Annotated in this window: 13 protein-coding genes; 1 reads left to right on the top strand and 12 read right to left on the bottom strand. The window is 46.9% G+C overall.

Annotated features, from left to right (window positions below; genetic code table 11):
- Positions 1 to 80 precede the first annotated feature (80 nt).
- Entirely contained in the window at positions 81 to 1,013 is a 933-nt protein-coding gene (locus tag ACN0UY_RS01300; RefSeq protein WP_417665016.1) for a LysR family transcriptional regulator, read from the bottom strand.
- A 130-nt stretch (positions 1,014 to 1,143) separates the two neighbouring features.
- On the opposite strand from ACN0UY_RS01300, the gene ACN0UY_RS01295 reads away from it, so the two are divergent.
- A complete protein-coding gene (locus ACN0UY_RS01295; RefSeq protein ID WP_417665015.1) occupies positions 1,144 to 1,704 on the top strand; it encodes an FMN-dependent NADH-azoreductase in 561 nt (186 codons plus the stop codon).
- 65 nt (positions 1,705 to 1,769) lie between these two features.
- On the opposite strand, the gene ACN0UY_RS01290 is transcribed toward ACN0UY_RS01295, so the two are convergent.
- The 11 genes from ACN0UY_RS01290 to sdhC all read right to left on the bottom strand — a co-directional run bounded on the left by ACN0UY_RS01290 (position 1,770) and on the right by sdhC (position 14,462).
- Complete coding sequence (locus tag ACN0UY_RS01290; RefSeq protein ID WP_417665014.1) at positions 1,770 to 3,167, bottom strand: hypothetical protein; 1,398 nt, start codon at positions 3,165 to 3,167, stop codon at positions 1,770 to 1,772.
- 20 nt (positions 3,168 to 3,187) lie between these two features.
- Positions 3,188 to 3,472 carry an excalibur calcium-binding domain-containing protein gene (locus ACN0UY_RS01285; RefSeq protein ID WP_417665013.1) on the bottom strand — a complete coding sequence of 95 codons (285 nt, stop codon included), beginning with the start codon at positions 3,470 to 3,472 and terminating at the stop codon, positions 3,188 to 3,190.
- 140 nt (positions 3,473 to 3,612) lie between these two features.
- On the bottom strand, positions 3,613 to 4,473 hold the full coding sequence (locus ACN0UY_RS01280; protein WP_417665012.1) for a DMT family transporter: 861 nt from the start codon (positions 4,471 to 4,473) through the stop codon (positions 3,613 to 3,615).
- An 84-nt stretch (positions 4,474 to 4,557) separates the two neighbouring features.
- Positions 4,558 to 5,430 (bottom strand): succinate--CoA ligase subunit alpha, encoded by an 873-nt coding sequence (gene sucD / locus ACN0UY_RS01275; RefSeq protein WP_128351866.1) that lies wholly within the window; start codon positions 5,428 to 5,430, stop codon positions 4,558 to 4,560.
- On the bottom strand, positions 5,430 to 6,596 hold the full coding sequence (sucC, locus tag ACN0UY_RS01270) for an ADP-forming succinate--CoA ligase subunit beta (protein ID WP_417658890.1): 1,167 nt from the start codon (positions 6,594 to 6,596) through the stop codon (positions 5,430 to 5,432). Before sucC ends, sucD begins: the two co-directional genes overlap by 1 nt.
- A gap of 145 nt (positions 6,597 to 6,741) precedes the next feature.
- The gene (odhB, locus tag ACN0UY_RS01265; RefSeq protein ID WP_417665011.1) at positions 6,742 to 8,313 is read right to left on the bottom strand and encodes a 2-oxoglutarate dehydrogenase complex dihydrolipoyllysine-residue succinyltransferase; all 1,572 of its coding nucleotides are present in this window, start codon (positions 8,311 to 8,313) and stop codon (positions 6,742 to 6,744) included.
- A 13-nt stretch (positions 8,314 to 8,326) separates the two neighbouring features.
- The gene (gene sucA / locus ACN0UY_RS01260; RefSeq protein ID WP_417665010.1) at positions 8,327 to 11,134 is read right to left on the bottom strand and encodes a 2-oxoglutarate dehydrogenase E1 component; all 2,808 of its coding nucleotides are present in this window, start codon (positions 11,132 to 11,134) and stop codon (positions 8,327 to 8,329) included.
- A 101-nt stretch (positions 11,135 to 11,235) separates the two neighbouring features.
- Complete coding sequence (locus ACN0UY_RS01255) at positions 11,236 to 11,955, bottom strand: succinate dehydrogenase iron-sulfur subunit (RefSeq protein WP_417665009.1); 720 nt, start codon at positions 11,953 to 11,955, stop codon at positions 11,236 to 11,238.
- A 15-nt stretch (positions 11,956 to 11,970) separates the two neighbouring features.
- A complete protein-coding gene (gene sdhA, locus ACN0UY_RS01250) occupies positions 11,971 to 13,737 on the bottom strand; it encodes a succinate dehydrogenase flavoprotein subunit (RefSeq protein ID WP_339877652.1) in 1,767 nt (588 codons plus the stop codon).
- On the bottom strand, positions 13,738 to 14,094 hold the full coding sequence (gene sdhD / locus ACN0UY_RS01245) for a succinate dehydrogenase, hydrophobic membrane anchor protein (protein ID WP_339877650.1): 357 nt from the start codon (positions 14,092 to 14,094) through the stop codon (positions 13,738 to 13,740).
- Positions 14,088 to 14,462, bottom strand: coding sequence for a succinate dehydrogenase, cytochrome b556 subunit (sdhC, locus tag ACN0UY_RS01240; RefSeq protein WP_417665008.1), 375 nt, complete (start codon positions 14,460 to 14,462; stop codon positions 14,088 to 14,090). The genes sdhD and sdhC overlap by 7 nt, the downstream gene beginning before the upstream one ends.
- Positions 14,463 to 14,473 lie beyond the last annotated feature (11 nt).

The following is a 14,473-nucleotide window of genomic DNA, read 5'->3' as shown; positions in this document are numbered from 1 at the left end:
CCCTACTTAAGTCGCGGTTGCGAAATTATTTAAACAACTGTTTGAATGATTGTAGTGAGTTAGCTTGAAAATAAAAGCCTTTATATCGTATTTAACGAACGTTGTGCCGTAGCAGGCAAGCGCTCTGCAAGAAAATCAATGAATACGCGAACAGCAGGAAGCAATCCCCGCCGATATGGATACACCATGTGCATAATTCCCATCGGTAGTGACCAGTCTGGAAGAACACGTTCTAGCAAGCCGTCTTCGACCGCTTGTTTACCCAAGTAGTTGGGCAGTGAGACAATACCTAAGCCATCTATCGCGGCTTCACGTAAAACGATCATGTCGTCTGTGATTAGCCGCGGGCGAAAACTAACTGTTAACTTTTCTCCGTGCTGAGAAGTCATATCATACCTGTAACGACCGCTGGTGTAGTGCAAGCTCAAATGGGGAAAATTAACCAAATCAAGAGGATGTCGAAGAGGTTTTGTGATCTTGGCTACGTCACCTCGATTGGGGCTACGATAAAGCGTACCAGGAGCGTCAGCAAGCGGCCGCGCTATCAATGATGAGTCCTCGATAAATGGCCGCACTCGCAAGGCAACATCAACGCCTTCATCGATTAAATTAACTGGGCGATTGGTGACCATTAAATTGATTCGTACGTCCGGGTAGAGCGACATGAACTCGGGCAGCAGGTGTACCAACATGCTCTGGCTAATCGCATAGGGCGAACTTACATGAATATCACCACGGGGAGTTTCCTGAACCATTTGCGTCACCTGTTGAGCCGCTTCTGCTGCGGCTACCATAGTTTCGCAATGCACCAAGAAGGCCTGCCCAATATCAGTTAACTTCAGTCCGCGGGTGCTCCGATGCAATAATCGCACCCCCTGCTGATCTTCAAGTTCAGTCAACCGCCGGCTTACCGTTGATTTCGGCATATTTAATTCCCGGGCACCAGCACTGACACTTCCTGCCGCAATCACCCGTGCAAAAATTAAGTAATTGGTTAAATCTGGTATCGCCATAGTCACCTCACAATCGTTCCATATATGGAACATCAGTTCCCAATATAACCATCTACCGACATAAATGGAACACTCGTACAATGTGTCTATGAAATTGAATAGCACAGCGCACCCATTTTGAGAGGTTTTTATGAATATCTTGCATCTTGATTCAGGTATTTTTGTCGACCAATCGGTCAGTCGTAAACTCAGTCGTGATATTGTCACGCACTTAAGCCAAAGTAGCAGCGTCAAAGTTACGCATCGTGATCTGGTAACCAATGCGGTACCACACCTTGATGCGGAAACATTAATGGACGGTGAGAATTTACTAAGCGCCGAGCTTATTAAAGAAATCCAAGTCGCAGATATCTTAGTTATTGGCGCACCTATGTATAATTTCACCATACCAACTCAACTCAAAGCTTGGCTGGATCGCGTGCTCAAAGCAGGTGTTACCTTCAAATACACTGAGCAAGGCGCAGTTGGACTTTTAACTGGAAAAACCGCTTACATTGCATCAGGTCGAGGTGGCATTTATAGCCAAGGTGACGCCGCAGCACTTGATCATCAAGAAAGCTACTTGCGCAACGCCTTAGCATTTATTGGCATCACAGATGTGCATGTTGTTCGTGCTGAAGGCCTCAACATGGGTGATGAACCGCGCCAAAAAGCATTGTCTGAAGCTGAGGAAGCTATTGCTCAGTTGTAGTAAACCGTTATCCTTTCTTTGACCATCCCGACGGTCTTTGGCGCACCTCTTCGGTGCGCTTTTTTTTATTCTTGCTGCAAATAGCGTAGCAGTGCTGCTTGCCTATCAACCGTGGATTGCCGCAGGGCCCCTTCGTAAAGCGCAATGATCGCGCTGCATAATAAACGTGGTGAGTTAATGTACTGTTCGGGAGCATCAAGAACCGAAAGATATTCTGGATTGCGTTGCTCAAGCTGTATAAGTACCGATTCAAACAGTATAGGTGCCGTATCGGTTGGGCTGCGGTAGTCTGGTCGCAACTGAGTACGCTCAATGAGTTTTATCACGGCATTTTCATGTGCATCAATCAGGTTAGTTGGCAACATACTCTCCACGTCAGCGCCCTCTTCACCATCTGCACGCCACTGCGGATAAATATACTTCACGCAATGCCGTGGTTCTAGATAATTTAAATAATTGAGAATATCAACCGTCGCCTGCCAATAGCCCACTAACTCAGTATCAGGCGCTTGCTGTAAATGCTCGGGTTGCCAATTAGTCTTAACATCACCAAACGCATTGGTTGACGCAAATCGCTCGCTAGGCACCAATTCATCCACCACCCGCGCATCCAATAACTCTAACTGGCCCGGATACCAAATATCAGCGCCGGCCACTCTCACTGCTTGCCTGATAAAACTTTCCGATACACCATGGCGCCGATAAATTCGTTTAAACTCGTCATTCAACTGAGCCACATCGTTGCCATCAACCGACTGTAATGAGGCACTATGAAAGCCCAGAATGCCGCGCTTGCCTAAGTATCGCTTCGCGCCCCCCATAAAAGCTATGGTGCATGCACTAGAGCACTCACTGGGACTATACGTATTTAGATTGTGCTGCTGAATCAGTTGATACAACCGCACACCTTCACTAATTCGTCCGCCTTTTGAATTTAAATGAATCACTTCAACGTTTGGGTAGCGTTCAAGTAAGGCCTGCACACTATCCGCAGTACCAAACGGTAAACTGCCTATTAGCTCTAATTCAGTACCCTGATTTAATATACGCAATTCAAACGTACCGAGTGACTCCCCGTTTGCTAATAAGCCGAACCCTTCTTGCAGTTGCCCAACACCAAACTGATTAAAGTCGAAAACGGCTCTTACAGTAGCAATAACCACCATAATGCGCGCCGCATTAGCCCATATAGTGCGCCCACCACGTGACGTGTGATACCGCGCTGAGCGCCAAATACCAACAAGTTGCCAGAGCGTAACGAGCAGAGCAAGACCGCAGAGCAGTATTAACACACCACCATAAAAACTGGTATTAACTGAAAGTATCGTCAGTAATTTATCGACAAGAAAGATGACCAACGAAAGCAGTAATGTGACACCAACGCCGATAACCCAATAAGCAAAGCCTAGTGAAAAGTCTCCCTGCCAATGCTCTTTAATAAGGTTTCTTATCGGTGCCAGCATAATTACCAAGTCCTTAACGCCTAAAAGCGAGAATCATTCTCGCAAGGAATACCATTGTGGTTGTCATCAAGTTCGGTGTTGGGGCAAAAGTGCATAAAATATTCAGCCTCCTCGCGAGAGGTCATTTGGGGGCAATAACGACGACCATCACAATGGAATTCAGGCTTTTTGTGGAGTACCTGACCTTGCACGGATTGTACAAGTTCACCCAACAGGCCCGACCGATTTTCCGGTTGCGGTTTCTGGGCTTCGTAATAATTCCATACAGCAAGGACTAGCGCAGCAAGTAGTATTATTTTTTTCATGGGGAGCACCTTATTGATTTAACACTCACACCACTTTTGTTATGAAGTAATACTAGACAACTGTTTTATAATTTACAATTTTATAATAATCATAGAGCAAATTAGATATTTTTGTATCGACATTATATCAAATAATATATCTAGCGGGGTTTGTTTTTCCAAGACACGATTAAGATGCCGCCAATAATTAGCGATGCGGCTATAACTAACTGACGTGTAAACAGTTCACCTGCGAATAGTACACCACCATAGGCTGCAATAAGCGGAACAGAAAGTTGACCTATCGCCGCTGTGGTAACGGATAGACGCGGCAAAACCAAATACCACACCGCATACCCCAAGCCTGAAGTCACCGCGCCCGACAAAACGGCTAACAGAATGCCCTCTGAAGTAACCGCAGCATAGGGTAAGGTAAATAATAACGCGACAATCACAATGGGAGCCGCACGCACAAAGTTATAGGTTGTGTCGGCTAACGGGTTAGCACGACCACGGCCATGCAATGAATAAAACCCCCATGCACTACCCGCCATGATCATGGTTACAGACGCCAATAATGAGTCGGGGACGCTGATTGTCGGGGCAACCAAATACGCCAGCCCACCAAACGCAATAATGCAACCGACCCATTCAGTCTTCGTCAGCAAAACCCCACGGCTTATATTGACGCCCAGCATGGTCAACTGTACAGCCGCAAACAATACCAAAGCGCCGAACCCCGTTTGCAACTCAACATATGCGTATGAAAATGCGATGGCGTAGACACTTAGCATGAGTGCGCCCCACCAACTGCCTTTCGTCGTCATGGTGCGTTCGGATTTTGCGGTGCGCCTTCGTAGCACTGTGAGTAGTAACCACAAGGTGATGGCACCACTTAAAATTCGAATGATGATAAACGAAGCAGGATCAATAGCCGGTTCCAATAGTGCGTAGCGTGCAATAACCGAATTTCCTGCAAACGCAAATAAAGCAATTAAGAATAGCGCAGCTGTTTTCATCATTGACCTTTCGAGGTTGCGATAATTGGACTGTAGATACAAAAAAGCCGCTCAACTTGAGCGGCTTTCATCGTATCAAAACTGAGCTTACCAGCCAGTTTTTTCGCGCAATGCTTTACCGATATCGGCCAAGCTACGCACAGTTTTCACACCAGCAGCTTCAAGGGCAGCAAACTTTTCGTCTGCAGTACCTTTACCACCAGAAATGATGGCACCAGCGTGGCCCATGCGTTTACCTGGAGGAGCTGTAACACCTGCAATGTAAGAAACAACAGGCTTAGTGACGTGATCTTTGATGTATTCCGCAGCTTCTTCTTCTGCAGTACCACCAATTTCACCAATCATCACGATCGCTTCAGTTTCAGGATCTTTTTCGAATAATTCGAGAATATCGATGAAGTTAGAACCTGGGATTGGATCGCCACCGATACCAACACAGCTTGACTGACCAAAACCTTCGTCAGTAGTCTGCTTCACGGCTTCATACGTCAAAGTACCTGAACGCGACACGATACCCACTTTACCTTTCTTATGGATATGGCCTGGCATGATACCAATTTTGCACTCGTCAGGTGTGATAACGCCTGGGCAGTTTGGACCGATCATGCGCACGCCTTTGTGCGTTAGATATTCTTTCACATACAGCATGTCCAAAGTAGGAATGCCTTCAGTGATACAAACGATAAGCTCGATACCTGAATCTGCAGCTTCAATGATTGAATCTTTACAGAAAGGTGCTGGAACGTAGATAACTGATGCAGTAGCACCTGTTGCTTCTACAGCTTCACGCACAGTGTTGAATACTGGTAAACCAAGGTGCGTTTGACCGCCTTTACCTGGAGTTACACCGCCAACCATTTGCGTGCCGTATGCAATCGCTTGCTCAGAGTGAAAAGTACCCTGGCCACCAGTGAAACCCTGGCAGATTACTTTGGTATTTTTATCGATCAAGATAGACATTATTGACCTCCTGCCGCAGCAACCACTTTATCAGCAGCGTCAGACAAGCTCTCTGCTGCGATAATGTTCAGGCCACTTTCTGCTAATTTCTGACGACCTAATTCAGCATTGTTACCTTCAAGGCGAACAACCACTGGAACTTTCACGCCAACTTCTTCTACTGCGCCCATAATACCTTCTGCGATCATGTCGCAACGTACAATGCCGCCGAAAATGTTAACGAGCACAGCTTTTACCGCGCTGTCAGACAGGATGATTTTGAACGCTTCAGTAACACGTTCTTTGGTTGCGCCGCCGCCAACATCAAGGAAGTTAGCTGGTTCGCCACCGGCAAGTTTAACGATATCCATAGTACCCATCGCCAAACCTGCACCGTTAACCATACAACCGATGTTGCCATCAAGTGCTACGTAGTTCAGTTCCCACTTAGCAGCTTGCGCTTCGCGCTCGTCTTCTTGCGAAGGATCGTGCATTTCACGGATTTTTGGCTGACGGTATAACGCGTTGCTATCGATATTGATTTTACCGTCTAGGCAATGCAAGTTGCCTTCGTCAGTAATAACTAGCGGGTTGATTTCTAACAGTGCGAAATCATACTGTTCGAACATTTTCGCTAAGCCCAAAAAGATTTTAGTAAATTGTTTAACTTGGTCTGGGTTCAAACCCAATTTAAAACCAAGCTCACGACCTTGATATGGCTGAGCGCCTACAGTTGGGTCGATAATTGCCTTAAGAATCTTTTCAGGGGTTTCTTCAGCAACTTTTTCGATTTCAACACCACCTTCGGTTGACGCCATGAACACGATTTTACGCGTTGCACGGTCAACAACTGCGCCTAAGTACAGTTCTGAAGCGATATCAGTAAGGCTTTCTACCAAGATTTTAGCAACCGGCTGACCGTTTGCATCTGTTTGATAGGTAACCAAGTTTTTACCTAACCAATTGTTCGCGAAATCGCGAACTTCATCGTGGCTAGATACGAGTTTAACACCGCCCGCTTTACCGCGACCGCCTGCGTGTACTTGAGCCTTAACAACCCAACGATCACCGCCAATTTTTTTGGCAGCTTCAACGGCTTCGTCTGCAGTGTCTACTGCAAAGCCTTCAGATACTGGCAATCCGAACTCTCTAAAGAGTTGTTTAGCCTGATACTCATGCAAATTCATGATGATCTTCCGATTCGTTTGAACAACAAAAGCAGCTTCGTGCTGCTTACCCGAAAATTCGCGCGTATTTTACAGTTTTGCGCGCAAAAAAGACAGCTGCCGGTACAATTGTTACCCAATTGCAACACAGCAGCTGTGCAATATGTTAAAGGTCCAGCAACAAACGCTGCGGATCTTCTAACAACTCTTTGATGGTAACCAAGAAACCAACAGATTCTTTACCATCAACGATGCGGTGGTCATAAGACAACGCTAAATACATCATTGGTAGAATCTCAACTTTTCCGTCCACGGCCATTGGGCGATCTTGGATTTTATGCATGCCCAAGATAGCGCTTTGTGGTGGATTCAAAATTGGTGTTGAAAGCAATGAACCAAATACACCACCGTTGGTGATAGTGAAGTTGCCACCTTGCATATCGTCCATGGTCAATTTGCCGTCACGGCCTTTAATAGCCAAGTCACGGATACCATTTTCAATTTCAGCGATGCTCATCTTGTCTGAGTCACGCAATACTGGCGTTACCAGTCCACGTGGCGTAGAAACTGCAATGCTGATATCGAAATAGTTGTGATAAACAATGTCATCACCGTCAATTGACGCATTCACTTCTGGGAACCGCTTCAGCGCTTCAGTTACGGCTTTCACGTAGAAGCCCATAAAACCTAAACGCGTGTCATGACGTTTTTCAAATTCGTCTTTGTACTTCGAACGCAAATCCATGATTGGCTTCATGTTCACTTCATTGAACGTGGTCAACATGGCTGTTGCGTTTTTAGCTTCAAGCAAACGCTTAGCGATTGTTTTACGTAACCGCGTCATTGGTACACGTTTCTGATCACGGTCACCCGCTACAGGCGCTGGTGCACTTGCAGCTTTCGCCGGCTCAGCTTTCTTAGAACCTTCCTTCAGATGCTTTTCTACATCTTCTTTGGTGACGCGACCGCCTTTACCAGTGCCTTTTACGTCAGACACTTTCAAACTGTTTTCAGCCAGCATACGGCGTACCGCTGGGCCTGCAACTTCACTGTCGCCTTCATCACTTGATTCTTCTTTGCTTTCGCTTGACGACTCTTTTGCCGACTCGCTTGAATCAGCAGAAGCACCCGCTTCAACAATACCGATAACGTCATCAGCACCAACATTGGCGCCTTCTTCATGCTTGATTTCAACCAGCACACCGTCAGCAGGAGCAACAACTTCGAGCACAACTTTGTCGGTTTCGATATCAACTAAGTTTTGATCACGTGTTACAGCATCACCGGCTTTTACGTGCCAAGTCGCAATTGTTGCATCAGCAACAGACTCCGGTAACTGCGGCACCTTAACTTCAAGCTTTTCGCCTGAACCTGAGGCTTTCTTCGCAGCCGGCTTATCGGCTTTCTTGCTGTCTTCTTTATCATCAGCTTTTGCTTCTGACTTTTTGTCTGACTTGTCGTCTGACTTCTTGTCTTCGGCTTTGTCCGCGCCTGCACCGTCACCTTTTTCAAGTTTACCGATAACTTCTTCAGCACCTACTGTTGCGCCTTCTTCCGCGATGATTTCGCCGATTACGCCATCATCAGGAGCAACCACTTCCAACACCACTTTGTCGGTTTCGATATCAACCAGATTTTGGTCGCGCGATACTTTGTCACCTGGCTTCACATGCCAAGTAGCAACTGTTGCATCAGCAACAGATTCAGGGAGTTGTGGAACTTTAATATCAATAGCCATGGTCAATTATCACCTATTTAATGGTTAGCGCGTCATCGACTAATTTTTGTTGCTGTTTGTTATGCTCAGACAAATAACCCACTGCCGGTGCCGCCGAAGCTTCGCGACCTGCATAAGTTAAATCTGCGCCTTTCGGAAGGGCCGCACGGAAGTTGTGCTGACTGCTGTACCAAGCTCCTTGGTTCTGCGGTTCTTCCTGACACCAAACAAAATCTTTCACATGCTGATAATCTTTCATGATTTCAGCAACTTCATCCGCAGGGAACGGATACAATTGTTCAATACGAATAATTGCAACGTCCTCTTGCTCACGTTTACGCCGCTCTTGCAGCAAGTCGTAATAGACCTTACCCGAGCAGATTATCACGCGTTTTACCTTCTTCGGCGTTAGCGAATCGACTTCTGCAATCGCATTCTGGAAGACGCCTGTGGTCAACTCATCAAGGTTTGAAACCGCTAATGGGTGACGTAACAGTGATTTCGGAGTCATAACAATGAGCGGACGACGAACCGGACGCAAATGTTGACGACGAATCATATGAAATACTTGCGCCGGGGTGGTTGGCACACACACTGACCAGTTATGGTCAGCTGACAACTGCAGGAACCGCTCTAAGCGCGCAGAACTGTGTTCAGGCCCTTGCCCTTCATAACCATGCGGCAGTAACAGGGTTAAGCCACACAGCCGGCCCCACTTCTGTTCGCCAGAACTTAAGAACTGATCGATGACAACCTGGGCGCCGTTGACGAAGTCACCAAACTGCGCTTCCCACATCACCATCGAGTTTGGTTCAGCAGTCGCATAGCCATACTCAAATGCAACCACAGCGGCTTCTGACAATACCGAGTCATACAATTCGATTTGGCCTTGGCCTTCTCGAATATTGTTTAACGGCATGTAGGTCGCTGCATCTTTTTGGTTGTGTAACACCGCGTGACGATGGAAAAAGGTACCACGACCGCTGTCTTGACCGGTAAGGCGAATGTGCACACCCTCGTCAACCAAACTTGCGTAGGCGAGGTTTTCCGCAAAGCCCCAATCAGCAGCTTTGTCGCCTTTCGCCATTTTCATACGCTCATCGTATACTTTTTGTACACGCGAGTGCAATTTATGCTCTTTAGGCACAGTGCTCATTGCTTTACCGAGCTTTTCAACTTCTTGTCGACTAATTTTCGCGTCGTAGGCTACATCCCAATCTTGCCCAATGTATGGCGACCAGTCAGACGAGTGGCTCTTCATTTCACGCCATTCGTCCACCACAATTTCGCCTTTATCGAGCGCATCGCGATAATCACTGACAAAAGTTTCAATATCTGATTCAGCAACAACATTCGCTTGCTGCAAGCGTTCAGCATAGATAGCACGCGCTACAGGGCGTTTCTTAACCTTGCTATACATAAGTGGCTGCGTTGCACTTGGCTCGTCAGCTTCGTTGTGGCCGTGACGACGGTAACAAACCAAATCAATCATTACGTCGCGCTTAAATGTATTGCGATAGTCCAATGCCAATTGAGTGACGAAGACAACCGCTTCTGGATCATCAGCGTTAACGTGGAAAATTGGCGCCTGTACCATTTTAGCAATATCAGTACAGTACTGAGTCGAGCGCGTATCTTCACGTTTCGACGTGGTAAAACCAACTTGGTTGTTGATAACGATACGAATCGAACCACCAACTTGATAGGCACGCGTCTGTGACATGTTAAAGGTTTCTTGCACGATACCTTGTCCGGCAATCGCTGAATCGCCATGAATGGTTATCGGTAAAACCTTAGCGCCTGTTTTATCCCCAAGACGATCCATACGAGCGCGCACAGAGCCCATAACTACTGGGTTAACAATCTCTAAATGCGATGGGTTAAAGGCTAACGCCAAATGCACATCGCCACCTGAAGTGGCGAAATCTGACGAGAAACCCGAATGATATTTCACATCACCCGAGCCTTTATTATTAATGTGTTTACCGGCAAACTCGTCGAACAAGTCCTGTGGTTTTTTACCCAGAACGTTGACCAAAACATTCAATCGGCCACGGTGTGCCATACCGATAACGACTTCTTTACCACCTTGCTCGCCAGCGCGGCTAATTAGCGCCTTAAGCATAGGTATTAAGCTATCACCACCTTCCAACGAGAATCGTTTGGCGCCCGGGAATTTCGACCCTAAATACTTTTCAAGGCCATCCGCCGCAACAAGCTCTTTTAAAATCTTCTTCTGCTGATCAGATTTAAATTCTGGACGACCACGTACGCCCTCAAGACGTTCCTGGATCCAACGTTTTTCTTCAGTCGAAACAATGTGCATGTACTCTGCACCGATTGAGCCACAGTAAATGCTGTTTAGCAGCTCATATATTTCGCCCAACTTCATGTTCTCTTGGCCGACAGCCAAGGAACCGACGTTGAATTCTTTATCGAATTCGTCTTTAGAAAGCTCGTGATGTTCAAGCGACAAATCAGGTACTGATTCTTGCTTCCATAAATCGAGTGGATCAAGGTTTGCGTGCTGATGACCACGGAAGCGGTACGCGTTAATCAGCTGCAAGACTTTTACTTGTTTTTGATCGGGAGCTCCCGCAGTTACTGTACCTGCTTGCTTTAACTTGTTTTTTGCAAGCGTACGGAACTGTTCACGAACTGCGCTATGCTTCGTGTCCGTACCAGCGCCTTCGCGCGGCAGTTGATCAAAGAAGTTGCGCCACTCATCACTGACCGCTGTCGGATCGTCGAGATATAACTCGAACAATTCCTCAACATAGGCCATGTTACCACCAGCCAGGTGGGAGGATTCTAGCCAGGCTTGCATTACGCCATCTTGCATCGCTGTTCCTTCACACTCGTTTTATAAAAAAATAGCCATCCAAGCTGGATGGCTATTTCGATACAGCTCGGCCACTACTATAGCAAATCTGCGCGACTTAATTAAATCGCGCGATTCAATAGCATGGATTTGATGTTACCAATAGCCTTCGTCGGGTTCAGCCCTTTCGGACATACGTTGACACAGTTCATGATGCCATGGCAGCGGAAAACACTGAACGCATCATCAAGCTCATCAAGACGCTCTTCTGTGGCTGTATCGCGGCTATCGATAAGGAATCGATAAGCGTTCAACAAACCAGCAGGGCCAATGAACTTGTCTGGGTTCCACCAGAACGAAGGGCATGATGTTGAACAGCATGCACAAAGAATACACTCGTACAATCCATCCAACTTCGCGCGATCTTCCGTCGACTGCAAACGCTCACGTGCTGGTGGCGTTTTGTCGTCGTTGATCAAGTACGGTTTAATTTTTTCGTACTGCGTGTAGAACTGACTCATATCAACAATCAAGTCACGAATAACAGGAAGGCCTGGCAACGGGCGTACCACAATCTTCTTGTCACCACCTTTGAGGGCTGACAAAGGCGTGATACAAGCCAAGCCATTTTTGCCATTCATGTTCAGACCATCCGAACCACACACGCCTTCGCGGCATGAGCGACGGAATGCCAGAGTTGGGTCTTGTTCTTTTAACAGCAATAACAAGTCCAGCACCATCATGTCGCGATTTTTTTCCACCTCAACGGTGTACTCTTTCATGTAGGGTGCGTTATCAACATCTGGGTTGTAACGATAAACTGAAATATTCAACTTCTTCATCGTTGTCACCTAACCTTAGTAAGTCCGCGCTTTCGGCGGGAATGCTTCACGCAGTTTTGGCTGCATATTCACTTCGCGTTTTACCACTGAATCATCTTCTGGACGATACACAGAGTGCACCAACCAGTTTTCATCATCACGGTCTGGGAAATCTGCACGGCTATGCGCGCCACGACTCTCAGTACGGAAGTTCGCTGCTACTGCAGTTGAATACGCAGTTTCCATCAAGTTATCTAACTCTAAACACTCAATACGCTGCGTGTTGAATTCTTTACTGGTGTCGTCCAAACGTGCATTTTGCAGGCGTTCACGGATTTTCTTCAGTTCTTCCAAACCTTCCGCCATCGCTTTACCTTCACGGAATACCGAGAAGTTTAGCTGCATGCACTTCTGTAAATCTTTCTTGATTTGAACTGGGTCTTCACCGTCTTTATTATTTTCCCAACGGCGAACACGAGCCAGAGCAGCATCGATGTCGTCTTGACGCGCTTCTTTAGCATCACCAAGTGCAGCCATTGCGTCAGCTAAATGCAGACCTGTTGCACGACCAAACACCACCAAATCAAGCAGTGAGTTACCGCCAAGTCGGTTCGCACCGTGAACAGATACACAAGCGATTTCACCACAAGCAAATAAGCCGTGAATTGGCGTTGCATTGCCGTCAGCATCTATTTGTAACGCCTGACCATTTACGTCAGTCGGAATACCACCCATCATATAGTGACAGGTTGGGATAACTGGAATTGGTTCTTCAGCTGGATCAACGTGAGCAAAGGTTTTCGCCAAGTCACAAACGCCAGGTAAGCGACTTTCAAGAACGTCACGACCTAAGTGATCAAGTTTCAGTTTCAAGTGTGGCCCAAGTGGACCATCGCAACCACGGCCTTCGCGGATTTCGGTCATCATTGAACGCGCAACAACGTCACGCGATGCTAAGTCTTTCGCGTTCGGTGCATAACGTTCCATGAAGCGCTCACCATCTTTATTTAAGAGGTAACCACCTTCACCACGGCAACCTTCGGTGACCAAAGTACCCGCACCAGCGATACCGGTTGGGTGGAATTGCCACATTTCCATATCTTGTACTGGCACGCCAGCACGCAACGCCATACCAACGCCGTCGCCGGTATTAATGTGTGCGTTTGTGGTTGATGCGAAGATACGACCAGCACCGCCAGTAGCAAGAACAACGGCTTTCGCTTTTACGTAAAAGATTTCGCCGGTTTCAATGTTCAGTGTTGTTACACCAACAATTGCGCCGTCTTCGTTTTTAACCAAATCGAGTGCATACCACTCAGAGAATACGGTGGTTTTGTTCTTCACGTTTTGCTGATACAGCAAATGCAACAAAGCATGACCGGTACGGTCGGCTGCGGCAGCTGTACGTGCTGCTTGCTCGCCGCCAAATGCTTTTGATTGACCGCCAAATGGACGTTGATAAACGCGGCCGTCTTCAAAACGAGAAAATGGCAAACCCATATTTTCCAGTTCTAAAATAGCTTCAGGACCGGTCTTACACATATACTCGATGGCGTCTTGGTCACCGATGTAGTCTGACCCTTTTACAGTGTCAAACATGTGCCATTCCCAGTTATCTTCATGGGCATTGCCCAAAGCAACGGTGATACCACCTTGCGCAGAAACTGTATGAGAACGGGTTGGGAATACTTTAGACATCAAGGCACACGTCATGCCTGATTGAGAGATTTGTAAGGCCGCGCGCATACCAGCGCCACCAGCGCCGATTACAACGGCGTCAAATTCAAGTGTTTGTACGCTCACTTAGACACCCTCCACCGGCCACACAACCAGTAAACCGGCTAACCAGTAAACGATTAATGCGACACATACTGCATATTGAAGAAAAGCTCGTAAGCCAGTTTTTTTGACGTAGTCAGTCAGCACTTGGAAGATTCCGATCCAGCCGTGAATCAAAATAGCTGTTAACGCCAACATGGTGAAAATCTTCATACCCAAATGCGCAAACAGATTGGTCCATGAAGCGTAAGTTATTACGTCGGCAGAAACCAAAAAGCTCACCATGAAAATGCTATATAAAGCTAAAATAATGGCGGACGCGCGTAGCAAAATAAAGTCGTGGCTACCGCTACGGCCGAATGTTGAAGCTGCCTTTACCATAACCATACCCCTGCTAATACCGAAAGAATGATTGCTAGCGCGAACACCACTTTTGCACTAACTCGACCTGAGTCAAGTTCTTCAAAGTAGCCCATGTCCATAAACATGTGACGTACCCCAGCGAGTAAGTGATAGCCGAGTGCGCTCATGATGCCCCAGGCAATAAACTTAGCGATAAAGCCAGTTAATAAGCCATGCACCAAGTCGAAACCTTCAGCGGATTTAAGTGAGATAGCTAGTGCCCACACCAAAAATCCAACGCCAACCAACATAATGACGCCGGAAATACGGTGAAGAATTGAGCTAATGGCTGCAGCCGGGAAGCTGATAGTATTTAAGTCTAAATTTACAGGTCTTTGTTTTTTCACGATTGTTGTGC

The sequence above is a fragment of the Pseudidiomarina sp. genome (assembly GCF_048268165.1).
GTDB lineage: Bacteria > Pseudomonadota > Gammaproteobacteria > Enterobacterales > Alteromonadaceae > Pseudidiomarina.
Note: the sequence above shows the minus strand (reverse complement) of the source record. Positions and strands in the feature narration are given on the sequence as shown.